The sequence below is a fragment of the Pseudalkalibacillus sp. A8 genome (assembly GCF_045920555.1).
Classification (GTDB): Bacteria; Bacillota; Bacilli; order Bacillales; family Fictibacillaceae; genus Pseudalkalibacillus.
The window spans coordinates 3,106,077-3,122,342 of sequence record NZ_CP174509.1 but is presented as its reverse complement, the minus strand read 5'-3'; the positions used below and the strand labels follow the sequence as shown (position 1 = coordinate 3,122,342).

At 41.2% G+C, this 16,266-nt stretch carries 17 protein-coding genes; 1 reads left to right on the top strand and 16 read right to left on the bottom strand.

Annotated elements, in window-relative coordinates; all coding sequences use genetic code 11:
• Positions 1–6: 6 nt before the first annotated feature.
• The 16 genes from ACJROX_RS16030 to ACJROX_RS15955 all read right to left on the bottom strand — a co-directional run bounded on the left by ACJROX_RS16030 (position 7) and on the right by ACJROX_RS15955 (position 15,833).
• Positions 7–903 carry a rhodanese-related sulfurtransferase gene (locus ACJROX_RS16030; protein WP_408006217.1) on the bottom strand — a complete coding sequence of 299 codons (897 nt, stop codon included), beginning with the start codon at positions 901–903 and terminating at the stop codon, positions 7–9.
• Between the two features lie 133 nt (positions 904–1,036).
• Positions 1,037–1,690, bottom strand: a complete 654-nt coding sequence (gene sleB / locus ACJROX_RS16025) for a spore cortex-lytic enzyme (protein WP_408006216.1) — start codon at positions 1,688–1,690, stop codon at positions 1,037–1,039.
• Between the two features lie 302 nt (positions 1,691–1,992).
• Positions 1,993–2,184 carry a glutaredoxin domain-containing protein gene (locus ACJROX_RS16020; protein ID WP_408006215.1) on the bottom strand — a complete coding sequence of 64 codons (192 nt, stop codon included), beginning with the start codon at positions 2,182–2,184 and terminating at the stop codon, positions 1,993–1,995.
• 125 nt (positions 2,185–2,309) lie between these two features.
• A complete protein-coding gene (locus ACJROX_RS16015; protein ID WP_408006214.1) occupies positions 2,310–3,998 on the bottom strand; it encodes a DUF6044 family protein in 1,689 nt (562 codons plus the stop codon).
• Positions 3,961–5,091 carry a dTDP-4-amino-4,6-dideoxygalactose transaminase gene (rffA, locus tag ACJROX_RS16010; protein WP_408006213.1) on the bottom strand — a complete coding sequence of 377 codons (1,131 nt, stop codon included), beginning with the start codon at positions 5,089–5,091 and terminating at the stop codon, positions 3,961–3,963. Before rffA ends, ACJROX_RS16015 begins: the two co-directional genes overlap by 38 nt.
• Before the next feature lie 10 nt (positions 5,092–5,101).
• Positions 5,102–5,467: an EamA family transporter gene (locus tag ACJROX_RS16005; RefSeq protein ID WP_408006212.1), complete on the bottom strand. Its 366-nt coding sequence runs from the start codon at positions 5,465–5,467 to the stop codon at positions 5,102–5,104.
• Positions 5,467–6,159: a GNAT family N-acetyltransferase gene (locus tag ACJROX_RS16000; protein WP_408006210.1), complete on the bottom strand. Its 693-nt coding sequence runs from the start codon at positions 6,157–6,159 to the stop codon at positions 5,467–5,469. Before ACJROX_RS16000 ends, ACJROX_RS16005 begins: the two co-directional genes overlap by 1 nt.
• Before the next feature lie 4 nt (positions 6,160–6,163).
• The gene (locus tag ACJROX_RS15995) at positions 6,164–7,105 is read right to left on the bottom strand and encodes a glycosyltransferase family 2 protein (RefSeq protein ID WP_408006209.1); all 942 of its coding nucleotides are present in this window, start codon (positions 7,103–7,105) and stop codon (positions 6,164–6,166) included.
• Positions 7,102–8,139: a dTDP-glucose 4,6-dehydratase gene (gene rfbB, locus ACJROX_RS15990; protein ID WP_408006208.1), complete on the bottom strand. Its 1,038-nt coding sequence runs from the start codon at positions 8,137–8,139 to the stop codon at positions 7,102–7,104. Before rfbB ends, ACJROX_RS15995 begins: the two co-directional genes overlap by 4 nt.
• Positions 8,132–9,064 (bottom strand): glucose-1-phosphate thymidylyltransferase RfbA, encoded by a 933-nt coding sequence (gene rfbA, locus ACJROX_RS15985; RefSeq protein ID WP_408006207.1) that lies wholly within the window; start codon positions 9,062–9,064, stop codon positions 8,132–8,134. Before rfbA ends, rfbB begins: the two co-directional genes overlap by 8 nt.
• A 213-nt stretch (positions 9,065–9,277) precedes the next feature.
• Positions 9,278–9,475 carry a hypothetical protein gene (locus ACJROX_RS15980; RefSeq protein WP_408006206.1) on the bottom strand — a complete coding sequence of 66 codons (198 nt, stop codon included), beginning with the start codon at positions 9,473–9,475 and terminating at the stop codon, positions 9,278–9,280.
• 493 nt (positions 9,476–9,968) lie between these two features.
• Positions 9,969–10,880, bottom strand: coding sequence for a rhodanese-related sulfurtransferase (locus tag ACJROX_RS15975; RefSeq protein ID WP_408006205.1), 912 nt, complete (start codon positions 10,878–10,880; stop codon positions 9,969–9,971).
• Positions 10,881–11,008: 128 nt separating this feature from the next.
• The gene (locus ACJROX_RS15970) at positions 11,009–12,043 is read right to left on the bottom strand and encodes a threonine aldolase family protein (RefSeq protein ID WP_408006204.1); all 1,035 of its coding nucleotides are present in this window, start codon (positions 12,041–12,043) and stop codon (positions 11,009–11,011) included.
• Between the two features lie 416 nt (positions 12,044–12,459).
• Entirely contained in the window at positions 12,460–13,311 is an 852-nt protein-coding gene (locus ACJROX_RS15965) for an amidohydrolase family protein (protein ID WP_408006203.1), read from the bottom strand.
• Between the two features lie 110 nt (positions 13,312–13,421).
• Positions 13,422–14,717 (bottom strand): MDR family MFS transporter, encoded by a 1,296-nt coding sequence (locus ACJROX_RS15960; protein WP_408011681.1) that lies wholly within the window; start codon positions 14,715–14,717, stop codon positions 13,422–13,424.
• A 324-nt stretch (positions 14,718–15,041) separates the two neighbouring features.
• Positions 15,042–15,833, bottom strand: coding sequence for a class I SAM-dependent methyltransferase (locus ACJROX_RS15955; RefSeq protein ID WP_408006202.1), 792 nt, complete (start codon positions 15,831–15,833; stop codon positions 15,042–15,044).
• A gap of 215 nt (positions 15,834–16,048) precedes the next feature.
• Here ACJROX_RS15955 and ACJROX_RS15950 point away from each other — a divergent pair, with 215 nt between their 5' ends.
• A complete protein-coding gene (locus ACJROX_RS15950) occupies positions 16,049–16,201 on the top strand; it encodes a YjcZ family sporulation protein (protein WP_408011680.1) in 153 nt (50 codons plus the stop codon).
• Positions 16,202–16,266: the final 65 nt, after the last annotated feature.

Genomic DNA, 16,266 nt, shown 5'->3' with positions numbered 1-16,266 from the left:
CTTTCTTTACGAAGTAATAAGTTTTTCTTTACATTGATCTGAACAACAGTTTCGATATTCAACTTGACATGAATCACAGACAATGTGCAGGTTATCACATTCATCAATCGGACAATTGACGAACTTTTCAGCTTCCCCACCACAATGGTGGCATCTGCCTACCACTTTTTGATCTTCCGTACGATTGACGTCGACTAACATCCGATCATCAAACACAAAACATTTCCCCTCAAAATTGCTGCCTTTTGTCTCAGGGTCCTGTCCATATTTAATGATGCCTCCATGTAATTGATTGACGTCTTCAAATCCTTCACGAACTAAATAACCTGAGAATTTTTCACAACGGATTCCACCTGTACAATACGTGAGTATCTTTTTATCCTTTTTATCGGCAAGGTTCTTTTCAATCCATTCAGGAAGGTCTCGAAATGCTTTGATATCCGGACGTATTGCGTTACGGAAATGGCCGATATCATACTCATAGTCATTCCTTGCATCAAGAACGATTACATCTTCATTCTCCATCGTTTCCAGCCACTCTTTCGGGGATAGATGCTTCCCCGTCACCTCATTGGGATTGAGATCATCTTCAAGTTTTAATGAGACGATTTCATCCCTTGCTTTTACAGAAATTCGTTTAAAGGTATGCTCTTCTGTCTCTTCACGTTTGAATTCCATATCTTCAAACCTAGGATCTTTACGGAGAGCTTCCACATAAGCAGATGTCTGTTTCAACGTCCCGGATACTGTTCCGTTGATTCCTTCTTTTGCAATGAGGACCCTCCCCATCACACCTATTTCTTTACAAAACTTCAGATGTTTTCTTGCAAAGTACTCGGGGTCTTCGATCGTAACATATTTATAAAAAAGTAATACTTCAAAGGTATTCTTCTCTTCTGACATTGCACTCACCTTTAACCAAGTTATTTTCCAAAATATATCTTACCAAAAAATGATGTATCATTCACATGATAAAGTTATGTACTTATTAACATAATAAAGGGAATGACTCATAAGCCATTCCCATATATTCTCTCTATTTTGCAAAGATATGCTTTCCGATTTGGATGATTTGTTCACGAGACCAAATCCAATCGGATGTAGCTGTGTTTGGGTTGAAGTAATAAGTCGCACCCTTTGATGGGTCCCAACCTCTGATTGCGTTGTAAACTGCTCGATATGACTCAGCATCTGGAGTTCTGTTATATTGTCCATCTGCAATAGCTGTGAAGGCAAGATCTTCGAAGAGAACTCCTTTGACGTCATTTGGAAATTTAGATGAGTTAAGACGATTCATGATAACGGCTGCTACCGCAACTTTCCCCTTGAACGATTCACCGCGAGCTTCACCATGTACCATTTGAGCCATCATTTGAATCTCATCGACAGCGAATGTTTGGCTATATAGTTTTACAAATGTTTCGTGTCCTGCAACTCCATCCGCTTTGATTCCATTCGCCTTCTGGAATTTCATAACTGCGTCTTTCGTTGATGAACCGAATACACCATCTACATTGGATTTATAGAAACCTAACTGTTGAAGACGATGTTGGACATCCCACACATATCCTTGAGAATCACCCATCTTTACTGTTTTGGAATGAGCACTTGCTTCTTGTGTCGGTAATGTGACCATCGTTCCCACTGCAAAAGCAACAACTAGTGTAACTTTCAATAGCTTTGTAAACATAATTACACCTCCTTGAAAAGTGTACGCCAATAAGTTTAATAGGCCCTAATGACTTACACAATAGGAGGTTATAGGAATTAAAAGTATATTTTTCCAGTAGGATGAGATCTGAAGATTAAAGTGTAATATTACATCTATTATTGGTTAACCTTCTTATTTTATTGGTAAATGGTAGAAATTTAATTGTAAATGGACCAATTTTATTGGTCAACACAGTCATTTTGTTGGTAAATACATTATATTGAATCATAGAGGTGTCCTTTCACACCGCCACCATACAAAAGAGCAGCAACCGCTGCTCTTTATTCTGACAGATTCAATATTTTTGTAAGCTGTTCTGGATCGAATCCAGTCAAGACTTGCTCACCGATCACAATTGTAGGTGTTGACATCGATTCGTACTTGTTGATCATTTCATCTCTTGCTTGAGTATCTTCAGCCACGTTGTACTCTTCAAAATCAACATTATGATGTGAAAGAAACTCTTTCACCACATGACAAGGCGGTCAGGAAGGCTGCGAATAAACAATCACTTTTTGTTGGGACATACTATTCAACTCCTTTGTTTTAAAATATCAACTGTGAATTCTATCCGCAAGTAGTATGCTTCAGTACTAGGTCATTTTATTCGATAAAGATAGATTCTCAATGGAGATTGTTCATTTTCAAAGGTATCCTCAAATGTCAAATCGAGTTCCTCATAGTTCTCGATCGGCAGCGCAGAGAAAATATAATCTCCTCCCATTTCTTTTAGCGCCTGTGTGTTAATATCATAATGTTCAATCGTCCGGTCACTTTTTTTCGTAAAGAAATAATGTTTACCGAGATCACTGACATACATATATAGCCTGCTGCCCCATGTATCAAAATAATTTTCCAGAACCGGGTTTTCCTCCAATTCAGGCGAGATCACTTCTCTGAATTGATGCTTATAGTAGAGCGGGAAACTGACATTATACGTATCAAGCGTGTAAAAACCATTGAATTGGGCAATCGTTGGATGAAGTCCGACACTGACGATCCGATAATCAGATTGATCCATTCCTATGTATTCCTCAATCTCCTCAAATAACGAAGCCGAATAAAATTCTTTGAATGTAGGTGTACCGAGTTTCTCATATTTCATCTCCTCACCGGTCTGGAAGAGGATATACGATTGAAAGACGATTAGTAAGATAACGATCCCTCTAGCAAATTTAACATGCTTCCATATGATTCCCAGCGCCAACCCGAAGCTGAGGTACCAAAATAATGGATGGAGAAAATGGATCCTTCCGAAATTGAACGTGTTCATCAACATGAACTGTTCTTTCAGCACTCTCATTCCTTCCCAGTACCATAACGCATACCAGGCAGACAAGAGAACATTCGCTACCATCGCCCAAATCAAGTGAACAGGGACGGTCCTTCTATATAATGCAATCAAAATAGCAATTAAAACGACCGGCAGGATAATCGTTTTATGAAAAATCCAATCATGGGTATGAGCGTTCAAAAAGTTATGGACAAATAGTTCGTAAACACCTTTAAGATCTTTGTGCCCCAGGTTGAACTCATTGCGATGCGGGATGTGCTCTTCATTAAAAAGAATTGAATGGACCAATAAATATTCCTTCATCAGATAGATGGACGTCATGAAACTGATCGCAGCCAAAAAAAATCCATTGAAACACCGGGTTCGATACAAGTCCAGCAACCAAAGGACACCTAAACCACCGAGGAAAAACAAAAAAGTCAAAATGAAACTCGAGTGGAAAGGGATCAGAAATAATAGCACCCAATAACGTTTTGGTGTTTTTTTCCCTAGTTTACGGATTGTTAGGAACACATGCAGAGCTAAAGGCAGACCTGCAATAGACAAAGCTCCGGATGGCCAAAATGGTAGCAATGCGAAACAAAGAGCCACTCCAGCAGGCAACCATATTGAATTGATCCTTTTCAAAAAGTGAGATTTCAACAGCTTATACATCCCATAAAAAGCGACAAATCGCATGATCGTCTGATTGATGACATAAGCTGTGAACGGTTTGAACATGATGTACAACCATACCATCGCATCTAAACTGGAGGGCAGTGCATCCCTTGGAAGACCGTTAATGACGTTCGGTAGGGTGCCATCCAACGAAAATAACAAACCACTTTCAGCAAGCAGCTTGTACCATACAATATTCGAGTCAAGGTTATCATGGACCCGAATATGCGTATCCTCTCCTAAAATATAATAAGGTGCTAAGAAAATCAGGAGCACAATGCCAGGTATTAATAAATGTCTATATTTTATAATAAGCGAGTATACGGTCGACAACATGAGTTACAGCCTCATCTCCCATTCCATAAAATAACGGTAAGCGTAATATTTTATCACTTTCAGATGTCGTAAATTTATCTTCCCCGCAAAATTCACTATAAGCTTCTCCAGCATTTGTCGGATGCAAAGGTACATAATGCGGTACTGCCATAATCCCTTGCCCATCCAAATACTCTCTAAGCTGTGTGCAATCTTCCTCCTTCTCAGTTTTGATATAGAACATATGGGCATTATGTTGACAATCTTCTGGAATGTGAGGGGTCTTGATGAAGTTTTTACCCGCCAATTGTTGAAGGCCTGCTTTGTACAGATCCCAATAGCGCAGTCTTTCTTCATTGATCAAATCTGCATTCTCAAATTGAGCATACAAATAAGCTGCATTCAGGTCACTCAATATATAAGAGGAACCTACATCCTGCCATGTATATTTATCGACCATCCCTCTTAAAAACTGGGAGCGGTCTGTTCCCTTTTCCTGAATGATTTCAGCATGCTGAATAGAATTGGCACTATTGATGATCAATGCCCCTCCCTCACCACACGTATAATTTTTCGTTTCGTGAAAACTTAATGTCCCGAAATGTCCGATCGTTCCTAAAGGCCTTCCTTTATATGTGCTCAATAATGCTTGCGCTGCATCTTCGATAACCCATATATCATGGTTGGTTGCAATTTTCATGATGGCATCCATATCACAAGCAACACCAGCATAATGGACAGCGACAATCGCTTTTGTCTTTTCAGTGATTGCGTTTTGGATCAGGTCAGGATCAATGTTCATCGTATCAGGTGAAATATCGACGAAGCGGATGTTTGCACCTCTCAACACGAAGGCATTAGCAGTTGAAACGAACGTATAGGAAGGCATGATCACTTCATCACCCTCCTGGATATCAGTCAATAGAGCCGTCATTTCGAGAGCATGAGTGCAGGAAGGCGTAAGCAAAGCTCTTTCGCAGCCAAGACGAGCTTCAAGCCAGTCTGTACACTTTTTACCGAATTCACCTTTCCCCGATAGTTTTTCATTTCGTATCGCTTCTTGGATATAGGCTTCTTCATCTCCAGTTACACATGGTTTATTGAAAGGAATCATCATTACCACCTCATAAAGATTGACTAGTTACTACTATACCTATCACGATCAAAGCCAATCCGACCACTTTATGGACTGTGACCGGCTCTTGGAATAAAATTACGGATAGTAAAAATACCAACACAAACGAAAGGCTCATGAATGGATACGCATAACTGATATTGAATTTCGTCATCGCTGCCATCCAGAACAATGACGCAATGAATGCAGAGATGAATCCGGAAAAGATCAACGGGTCGAATAAAAGCTGTAGCAGGAATATCAGCTTGTCCTTCCATCCTTCAGGCAAGGAACCGAACTTCGCGATCCTCCATTTCAATACCAGTTGACCGTAAACGGTAAAAAAGATCGTCCCGAAAATATAGAAATAACCCATCATTCACCTTGTCCTGGGGCTGGACCGTTCAATTTATGATAAACATCAATTGTACGGGTCAATTTGAATCCGAGTGAATGGAATAGATTCAAGGATGGAAGGTTTGCAGCTGAGATCGACGTCTTCAGATGGGAATACCCGCCGAGGTTGAGCTGTTCATGACAAGCCTTGCTTACCATATATTTCGTCAAACCCTTCTGCCGGAATTCTTTTTTAACCCCGATCAGCAAAACTTTATCATTTTCATAAGCATAGAAGGCCGCCATCTCGCCCTTAAATAGCATGAAAAAAACAAGATCTTTCTCATACAGATCCCTTACCCAATTCGCGTATCTCAGGTCTGCCAATGATGAAGGAATGTTGAAGTCACGATGGAAGCGTCCATGTGTGAAAGCTTCCTCCGCAATATTGGTGATCTCCTCAAGATCTCCTTCATTGGAGATGGAGATGTCTTCCTGATCAAAATATTTCAACTTCTCACGACTGCATTCCGGTTCAATCATCGTATCTGTATAATAAAACCCATGTTTTAAAAGTGATTCCGAACTCTGGAGCGGATCCACTTTGAGTGTAAAATGGCCCTTAATTCGATCCGTTTGAACAAGTGCTTCTTCAGTTGACGAGGTCAACTCGTAGGTATCGATTCCAAAGTTTCTCTTATCCCAAGGAGTTTCTTTCAAAAATGGTGGCATCCCATCACCTCCTGTCCTTTTCATTATGAAATCCTTCTGTTTTATCCTGGATCAGATAAAGTGGACGCCCCTTCGTTTCATTGAATACCTTCCCTAAATAAAGGCCTAGTATGCCAAAATTGAAGAAAATCAACCCGCCGATGAAATAAAGTGAAACCATTACACTCGTCCATCCTTGGACTGGCACGGATAGGAAAAAGTATCGTATGAAGAGGAAGAGTCCGTATAAGAATGATCCAAGAGAAATCAAAAAACCTAATTGGATGGATAATCTTAATGGTTTATTTGACTGAGAAATAATCACATCAGTGGCTAACATGATCAATTTCTTCAAGTTGTAGGAACTCTTGCCTTTCTTCCGACTGCTGTGATTGACTGTGACTGTCGCCGTCTTGAATCCCATCCATTTGATGAAGAGAGGGAACAAACGATTTTGCTCTCTCATCCTTCTGAAACTCTCGACGACATTTTTTGAACAGATACTGAAATTCGCGATTGTATGATCAGATGATTGATCAGTGAGATAATCATAAACTTTATAGAACATTTTTGAAGAAAGACGCTTAAAAAATCCGTCTTTACGTTCAACCCTTTTACCGAAGACGACTTCATAACCTTCTTTAGCTTTCTTATACAAATCCTTGATATTTTCAGGTCGGTCCTGCAAATCACAATCCATTACGACGACCCAATCTCCGGAAGAATGGTCGAGCCCTGCGGTTATAGCATGATGCTGGCCAAAATTTCTAGAAAGATCGATTCCTTTGATTTGCCTATCTTCATCACTTAAAGCTTTGATCTTTGCCCATGCATTATCAGGACTTCCATCATTGACCATGATGATTTCATAATCTCCAACAATCTCTTCAAGTGTAGATTTTAACCGTATACTAAGTTCGTCCAGGCATGTTTCACACCCATAGACCGGTATGACAACAGATATCAAATCCTAACTTCTCCCCATTTACGGCTGTACCATTCGACAGTGTTGCGCAGTCCTCCATCTAATGACATGACCGGTTCCCACCCTAGTGATTGACGGATTTTCCGATCATCGACTGCATATCTACGGTCATGACCTGGACGATCTTCTACAAATGTAATCAAGTCTTGAAAACTAATGATAGAAGCTTGCTCTAATACATCTGGGTGTAAATCATTAAGAATCAAACAAATTTTCATGGCCAGGTCGAGATTCGTCCATTCGTTTCCCCCGCCGATATTGTAGCTTTCCCCTGCCACTCCTTGATGATAGATAAGATCAAGGGCTCGGCAATGATCCTCGACATGTAACCAGTCTCTTATGTTTTGACCGTCACCGTAAATCGGAATCGGGTCTGCAGCCAAGGCTTTAGAGATGATTGTAGGAATCAGCTTCTCTTCATGCTGTCGCGGTCCATAATTATTGGAGCTGCTCGATATAATGACATTCATCCCATGGGTATGGCCGAAGCTTTTTACAAGCATGTTGGCGCTTGCTTTTGAAGCACTATAAGGATTCCGCGGAGCATAAGGTGTGTCTTCAGTGAATTTATCTGTTTCGTTTTCCAATGATCCATACACTTCATCAGTCGAAATATGATGAAAACGTCGTTTTGCCAACTCTCCCTTTTGCTCCCAGGTTTGTTTTGCCGCCTGGAGAAGATTCACCGTTCCTACTACGTTCGTCACGACAAAAGGGCTGGCATTGTCGATCGAGTTATCGACATGGGATTCGGCAGCAAAATGGATCACACCGTTGATATCATATTTGGAAAATATCTCTGCAACAAAATTTTGGTCTGCTATATCACCTTTTAGAAAGTGATAGTTATCATGTGATTCAATCTCGAGAAGGTTGTCAAGAGAACCTGCATAAGTGAGCTTATCAACATTAAGGATTTCGTAATCTGGATATATATTTGACAAATAATGAATGAAGTTCGAGCCGATGAAACCGGCACCGCCTGTAATCAGGATCGTTTGTTTCTCATTACTCATTCTCAACCAACCCCAGCACAGGATTATGGTCAATGGAATCCCAATATTGCTGACTGTGTTTCCTTTGGGCGATTTCCAACAAATATTGTCCATAATCCGTTTTTTTCATGGAGGTACCTTTATCTTTCAAATCTTCTTTTGTAATGTATCCTAGATAAAAGGCGATTTCTTCAAGGCAAGCAAGTTTGAAGCCCTGACGCTGCTGGATGTTTTTCACGAATTCAGAGGCTTCGAAAAGAGCATCATGCGTTCCAGCATCCAGCCAAGCGAATCCTCTTCCTAACAGTTGGACGTGGAGCTGGTCCTTCTTCAGATATTCTTTGTTGACATCCGTGATTTCAAGTTCACCGCGCTTTGAAAAGTTGAGTTTTTTTGCTATATCAACCACTTTATGGTCATAGATGTATAATCCAGTCACTGCAAAATCCGATTTAGGATCATCAGGTTTTTCTTCGAGCGATACAACCTTCTGATCGGAATCGAACTCCACAACCCCGAACCTCCGCGGATCCTTTACCCGATACCCGAAGATCGTTGCGTGCTCATGGCTCTTTATCGCTTGTCTTAATAAATTGGTGAAACCTTGGCCGTAGAAGATATTATCACCAAGAATCAACGTTACATCATCTTTGCCGATGAATTCTTCCCCGATGATGAATGCTTCTGGAATTCCGTTCGGCTCTTTTTGTTCACAATAGACAAGTGAAAGTCCTAAAGAAGAACCATCACCTAACAATTTTTCAAATCGAGTTTTGTCTTCTGGCGTACTGATGATCATTACATCTTTAATACCAGCTAACATCAAGATTGATAACGGGTAATAGACCATAGGCTTGTCGAACACAGCGAGCAGGTGCTTATTGATGCTGTCTGTGCTCGGGGACAACCGAGTTCCGCTTCCTCCTGCAAGAATGATCCCTTTCATATAAACCCCTCCATGAAATCGACTTATATCCTGCTGGAAATTCTAGTTGAATTCTAAATCATGTAAATTTATTTCCTTTATCGAAATACTTTTAAACATACGTTTATGTTAAATTTGTTTTACTTACTGTAATAATTCGTTCCAAACTGAAAAAAACCGGATGTGGAACGTTCAGAAAATTCCATCAACCGGTTTTTTTAAGTCATGTTTATATTAAGCTATTTCTTTCGTCCTGAGCATTATAGCAGAACCACCTACCAAAAGTATGATCAGAATAAGAGTCACGATTGAGGTTCCCAGCAATTCAGCAGAGATCGATCCTGTGTTCATTGTATCCATGATATATTCAGAAAGCCTATTCGGACTCCACACGAGATACTTGGAAAATATTCTCGTCACAATACTTGCCATGAAGATTGTAAGGAAGGCCAAAAACGCTACCAATCCTGAATTTTTCACAAGAGTATTCATGAAAACAGATATCTACACAACAAGAATGAGCCATAGACTATAGAAAAACCATACTAGGAAAAATTGATTGAATGTAATTTCTCCAAATAAGATATTCGTATAATACCATGAGATGAACAGTCCACAAATACGAAATGAGAACAAGTAGAGTCGTTACAGCCCACTTTGCGGTGATATATGTACTATAACCTCACCGGCTTGACTAAAATAAGTTCTGCTACTCCGCTTTTCCGTTTACGGGCAATCATACCATCGTCATCAACACAATGACCAATACTCCGAGTTAATAGAGTAACACACTTGCCTTGATTCAGCTTGAAATTGACATTTTTGATGACAAAACCTCCCAAATGGTCGAAAATCAAATTATCTCAACAACTAGAGAAATATCTCTACAAAAAAAGCACTGCCTTTAAAAGACAGTGCTCTATCGTTATGCTTGTTGCTCAACTGGTTTTTCATAACGGTTACGCGGATGTTCACGACATTCGTCAGAACAAGAACGTTTATATTTTTCCTCACATTTATGACATGCAACGTGTTGGCGGTTGCATTCTGGGTTAGCGCAATTTACGTAACGATCTTCAGTTTTACCACAATAGTAGCATTTACCGACTACTTTATCTTCCACACGGTTGATCGGTACTGCAATACGCTCATCGAAGACGTAGCATTTTCCATCGTACAGTTGCCCTTGGGTTTTCTCATTCTTGGAATAATTGATAATTCCACCGTGTAACTGGTTTACGTCTTCAAATCCTTCATTTTTCAAGAAACCGGAGAACTTTTCGCATCGGATTCCACCAGTGCAATAAGTAAGGATCTTTTTACCTTCAAAATTCTCACGGTTTTGTTTGATCCACTTCGGTAATTCCCGGAAAGTCGTGATGTCTGGACGGATCGCCCCTCTGAAATGACCGATATCATATTCGTAATCATTTCGTGCGTCGATAATCACGACATCATCACGGTGCATTGCTTCGTAAAATTCTTCTGGTGTCAAATGTTTTCCTGTCGTTACATTTGGATTGATTTCTTTCAAAACGCCAGAGTTCACTAGCTCCGGACGATAACGTACATGCATTTTTTTGAAAGCATGTCCATCGACTTCATCTATTTTAAACTCAATACCATCAAATCTATGGTCATTGAGCAGAGATTCCATGTAGGCATCGGTCTGTTCCACAGTTCCAGATACTGTACCGTTTATCCCTTCATCTGCAATGAGGATTCGACCTTTCAAGCCGAGATCTTTACAAAATTGCAGATGCTCATCCTTGAACTGCTCCGCATTCTCAAGCGGAGTGTACTTGTAATAAAGTAATACTCGATATGGTTTTGTCATTGTTGATCACCTATTCCTTTGATATTGTATTGCAGGTACAACACCAGTTACAACGTTATATATTAGCAAATCGGACTGTCGTTTGGCAAGTGAATTTTAATGGAATTTGCTGTAACTGGGGAATAGGTTTATTTTTTCACAGTGTCAAAAAGCTTTTGGAACGTGTTCAGGGTTTGATTGATATTTTCATCTGTTATATGGTGGTGGGTCGTCAATCGAATTGTCGTCGGCCCAAATGGTACAGCAAGGATTCCGTTGTTTTTAAGCAGAGCTAAAATTTCATTAGCAGATTTTCCTGTCGCTTCTATATCAACGACGACAATGTTCGTATCAACCCTATTGTTGATTTTGAGATCAGGGATATTGCGGAGCCCTTCTGCAAGTCGTCTCGCACGCACATGGTCTTCCTTCAAACGATCGGCCATTTTCGTGAGTGCAATCAGACCTGGCGCAGCAACAACACCCACTTGACGCAACCCGCCTCCAAGCCTTTTTCGCCATTTACGGGCACGTTTTATGAACGAATCACTCCCGGCGATGATCGATCCGATTGGTGCACCAAGTCCTTTTGAAAGGCAGATTTGTACAGTGGTCGTATGCTCTGTAAATGCTGTCACTGGAACACCAAGTTCAGCTGAAGCATTGAACAACCTGGCACCATCAAGATGGACTGGTATGTTATGTTCCTGGGCCACTTGATACACTTCCCGCATGTTTTCAATCGGGACAATGGCCCCACCTGCCCGGTTATGGGTATTTTCAAGACAAATCATTCCCGTTTCAGGAAAATGCACATCCTCACCACGGATCGCGGTTCTTAAATCATTAGGATTGATTGCGCCTCTATTACCTTTGATTGTACGAGTCTGAACACCACCGAAAGCTGATATCGCACCGCCCTCGTAATAAAAAATATGGGCGTCTTCTTCCAACAATACTTCGTTTCCTGGTTGACAGTGAGTGAGAACGGCGATCTGGTTCCCTTGCGTCCCACTTGTCACAAATAGGGACGCTTCTTTTCCTAAAATCTCTGCCGCTTTATCTTCTAATTTTTGTACGAGTGGATCTTCACCGTACACATCGTCACCGACCTCAGCTACATACATCGCTTTTCTCATTTCTTCAGTCGGCTTTGTGATTGTATCACTGCGTAAATCGATCACTTTGATCCTCTCCCTTTTTATATAGCTTGGTTAAATATTAATGTTGGTTTTAAAGGTAAAAAAGCGAAATTAGCGACACCCCTACGGGAAAAGCGAGCCAGGCAAGACCCCGCACTTTAAAAGGACCTTGACATCCTGTGCAAGTGAGGAGGCTTACGGAATTAGCCTAATTCAGAGAAGTAATGTCTAGCTCAGCGACCAGTTACTTGGATTACTTCAGAATTCCTGCGGCGGCAACACACTGATTTAACATCTTATGTGTGAGCCCACGCAGAACCGAACTTTGTTTGGTTCGAGCCTCCTCGTCAGTCTTCCAGTGACCTACGTGACTAAGCGTGGTCGCTTCCGCTTTTCTTAAGCCCGCGGAAAGGGAGTGAATTTCGCATATGACGCCAATTAACTTTTAAAACAGCTTTTTATATGAATGGCTTCAATTTTGGAAATACATTAAGTGCAGTGTTGTAAAAAACGTCTTCATGATGCTTTTTCGGAATGATGCTCTTGATGAAATCAACATAAGGTGTCACTGGAACGAGCGGCCAATCGGTCCCGAACAGGAATTTGCTGTAGTCATCGGTGAACGTCAATGCATGTAATAGATGATTGAAAAATCTCGGTGATTCCTTGTTTCGCTTGATGTCTTCTGCATTCCCGACGACCAGTCCCGATAGATCAGCGAATACATTCCGATTTTTATAAACCACTTCAGCACCGTCGAGTGTCCACGGATCACCGAAATGGGCCATCACGAAATTGATTTCACGGTGTTTGACGGCTGCTTCATCTAATGTAAGCGGATGAGCGTATTTTAAGAGACCTCTTTCCGAATAAGTATCTCCTGTATGGAATACGACAGGCATGTTGAATTCTTTTGCCAATGCGTAAATTGGCTCGTATACCTCATCATAAGCATAGAACGGATAATAGCCTAAATAGATTTTCAAACCGACGACTTCCGGCTTCTGAACCTCAGTTCGGAGGCGTTCCATCACATGTTCATCTAACTGGTGAGGGTTGATTCCAGCACAATAGACGATCGAGGGAGTATGTTCAGCGAGATCAAGGCCCATCGGAGTTGTTGCATGCTCATCTGGAAAGCCGTTCACCTTGGCTTCCGTCAATCCCATGCCGATTCCAATAGATACCCCCGCCTCTTGATACTCTTTCTTTATCCCTTCAAATGAATAATCCACCCCTGAAAGTTCAACCGCGGTTTTATGGAAACTTTCAATTTTCGACAAATGCATATGAGCATCAATGATTTTCATCCCACACCTCCATGTATTAAAGCGAATAGGAAACCCCTACTCATGTTGGTGAGTAAGGGTTTTTGAATTTTCTATTTTTATTTTATCATAGGAATGTGACTGACAATGGATTATTTAGCTGATGAAATTTCCGGTTGTATACTATTCTCTGCCATATGACGGTTCTCAACCCAGCGATCAAGGGATAGATAGACAATCCCGGCTATGACACATCCGATCCCTAAAATCGTAAATAACACGTTCCCAAGCTTCTGCTCGAGTAAAATTCCACCGATCAAAGGTCCTGTCACACCTCCTAGAATCCATTGGAGGCCAGCTGCTCCCATATATGTTCCGCGCAGATTTTCAGGTGCAAGATTCGCGACAAAGGTCATCTGTACTGGAGACATAAGCATTTCACCAAGGGTATAGATTCCATAAATCGCAAGGAACACAATCATTACGGTCAGATAGTTGGCATTAAGGACGTAGAATGCTTGTGGAAGCCATCCGACAGCCAATAGACCGAAGCCGAAGAGTATACATCCATATAACATCACTCTTCCAATTGCTCTGTTTCCTGCCCAACGTGAGATCGGAAACTGAAACAGAACGACGAGTAATCCATTGAACGCAAGCATGTACGTATATGGATTTTGAGCATCAGTCAAATTCGATAACGTCTGGTCGAAGTGTAAAGGAAGCATCCCTTCCGTTTGAGTAAAGGACATTGATATGACTACTCCGGTGATGATGAAGACGAACAATAATTTATCCTGTAAAATGACCTTGAACGGACTGGGCAGCTTTTCCTCTTCTTCCTTTTCAACTGATTTTGATTTTTCTTTTTTCGGTAAGCTTTCTTTGATCCAGATCAAAACGATCATGGCGTAGAAAAACATGCTACCCGCTGAAATCATGAAAATGACAGCTTTCGAAAAAATAACGACAGATGCCCCAAGCAACGGGCCGATCGCAGCACCGATATTGTGCCCCATCCTTAGAAGCCCGAACGCCTCTGTCCTTTTATCAGGTGCCGTCACATCAGCAACCATCGCAGACGCTGCTGGATGGAACAAGGAATTGAAGAACCCTAAGAACAGGGATAGGATGACGAACGACCAAAAATCATCCAGCCATACGAACCCGAGCATGACTACTGCATTTCCAGCCATCGAACCAACCATGACAGGTTTACGGCCGTAGATATCCGCCAGTCGTCCTCCAATCATTGTCCCGATAACAGAAGCGAGCGGGGACACCCCCATGACAATTCCAACTTCCCAAATATGATCGACACGATCCTTCAAATATAACGCCAAAAACGGCAATAACATCATAAAAGCGATTCCATTGATCGACTCACCGATGAATCGGATCCAAACATTGCGATCCATTTCCCGATAAGCCCTCCATGTTTCTTTCATATCTTCCCCAACTCCCCAGTACTTTTTTACTATTTTCATCGCATTAAAAAAAGCCGCAGGAATACTTCCCACAGCTCTGAATACAAAATCAAGAATCAAATCCCGTCATTCATGAAGCGAGGCGGTATCCATCATAAAAAACCTTCGGTTGTTGCTGGATTGCTTTACATTGTACGATTGTCATAGATACCCACTCCTTTCATATTTTAACGATTCCAAAACAAGTATAGAGAAAACCTTTACAAAAGTAAACAGAATAATTTGTCGTTTTTGATATGGCAATTAAACTCACTGTACCAGGCACCTAAATTCAAGCCCGCCATATCAATGTTCCTGAAAGGTGCCTGGTACAGTGACTCCGAAGTGGAATTTAGATGTTTTCCGGATTTCAACGTCAAATCCGAATTGTGTAAAACGATCACTTTTCCAGTGGTCTTTCAGGACGACACGGCGTTCGGCGACTCTTTTCGCTTCTTCGATCAATGAATCTGTTATCGATCGATACAAAGCATAATGCTTCAGCGGCTTGATACCATCTGAATTAAGGATTTTCTCTTCAAACATCGGATCGAAATAGACGACATCAAAAGAATTATCTTCCAATCCTTTCAAAAATTCGAAATGGTCTCCCTCGTGTACTTCCACGTTCCTCATGGCTGCTTCGATTTCCGGATCCTTGTCCTGATAAACTTCTAATCCAAGTTTTGTCAATAAGGCAATCGTCGGGCTCCCTTCAATACCGACGACTCTTCCCTGATTTCCAACAACATATTGAGCCACGATACTATCAGATGCCCAGCCCAGTGTACAGTCGAGTAACGTCATTCCTTTTTCCAAACCGGCATTTCGAATGAAAGGGTCCTCTTCACCCCTTTTCAATCTCTTAATCCGAAATATCGCTGAATTCGGATGAAAGAACACAGGACCTTCAATTTCAGGGTCATAATAAAGGATTCTTTCTTTTTGAACAACGATGACCCCCTTGCTCTCCTCAGCCATCAAATTTTCAATGGAGCGATCCCTCCGCTCCACATACTTGATTCCAAGCAACTCACCTAGTTCTTTCGCTCGCTGTATCAACGCTGATCTTGCTTTTCCACCTGTCGTTATTATCATTGCAGACTCCTCCAAATATGGGTTTGTACACAAAAATTCCACTCCTGTACCCGTTACAGTTGAGGCATTTGTACATATTTTGTAAGTATAGCAGACCAGATAACACCAAACATTGGAGGGGAACACTGTTGGAAAAAATGAAAAAGTATATGCCTCATAAAAAAGAGATGCATATGGAAGTACCTCATTACATGGAACATGATCATTGCTATCCAATGCACCACGGGCATTACCACCATGGAGGATATGGATACGGATGCGATTACGGTCACGGTAACACATTCGCGATCATTGTTGTGTTGTTCATCTTACTAATCATTGTCGGGGCAGCAGCTTTTCATCACGGGGGAAAAGGTAAAGACTGCTAATCCAGAATAAATACTGTCGAGCTCATTGCCTACATTTAAATGACTCATCTATGAGTTTGTCTTTT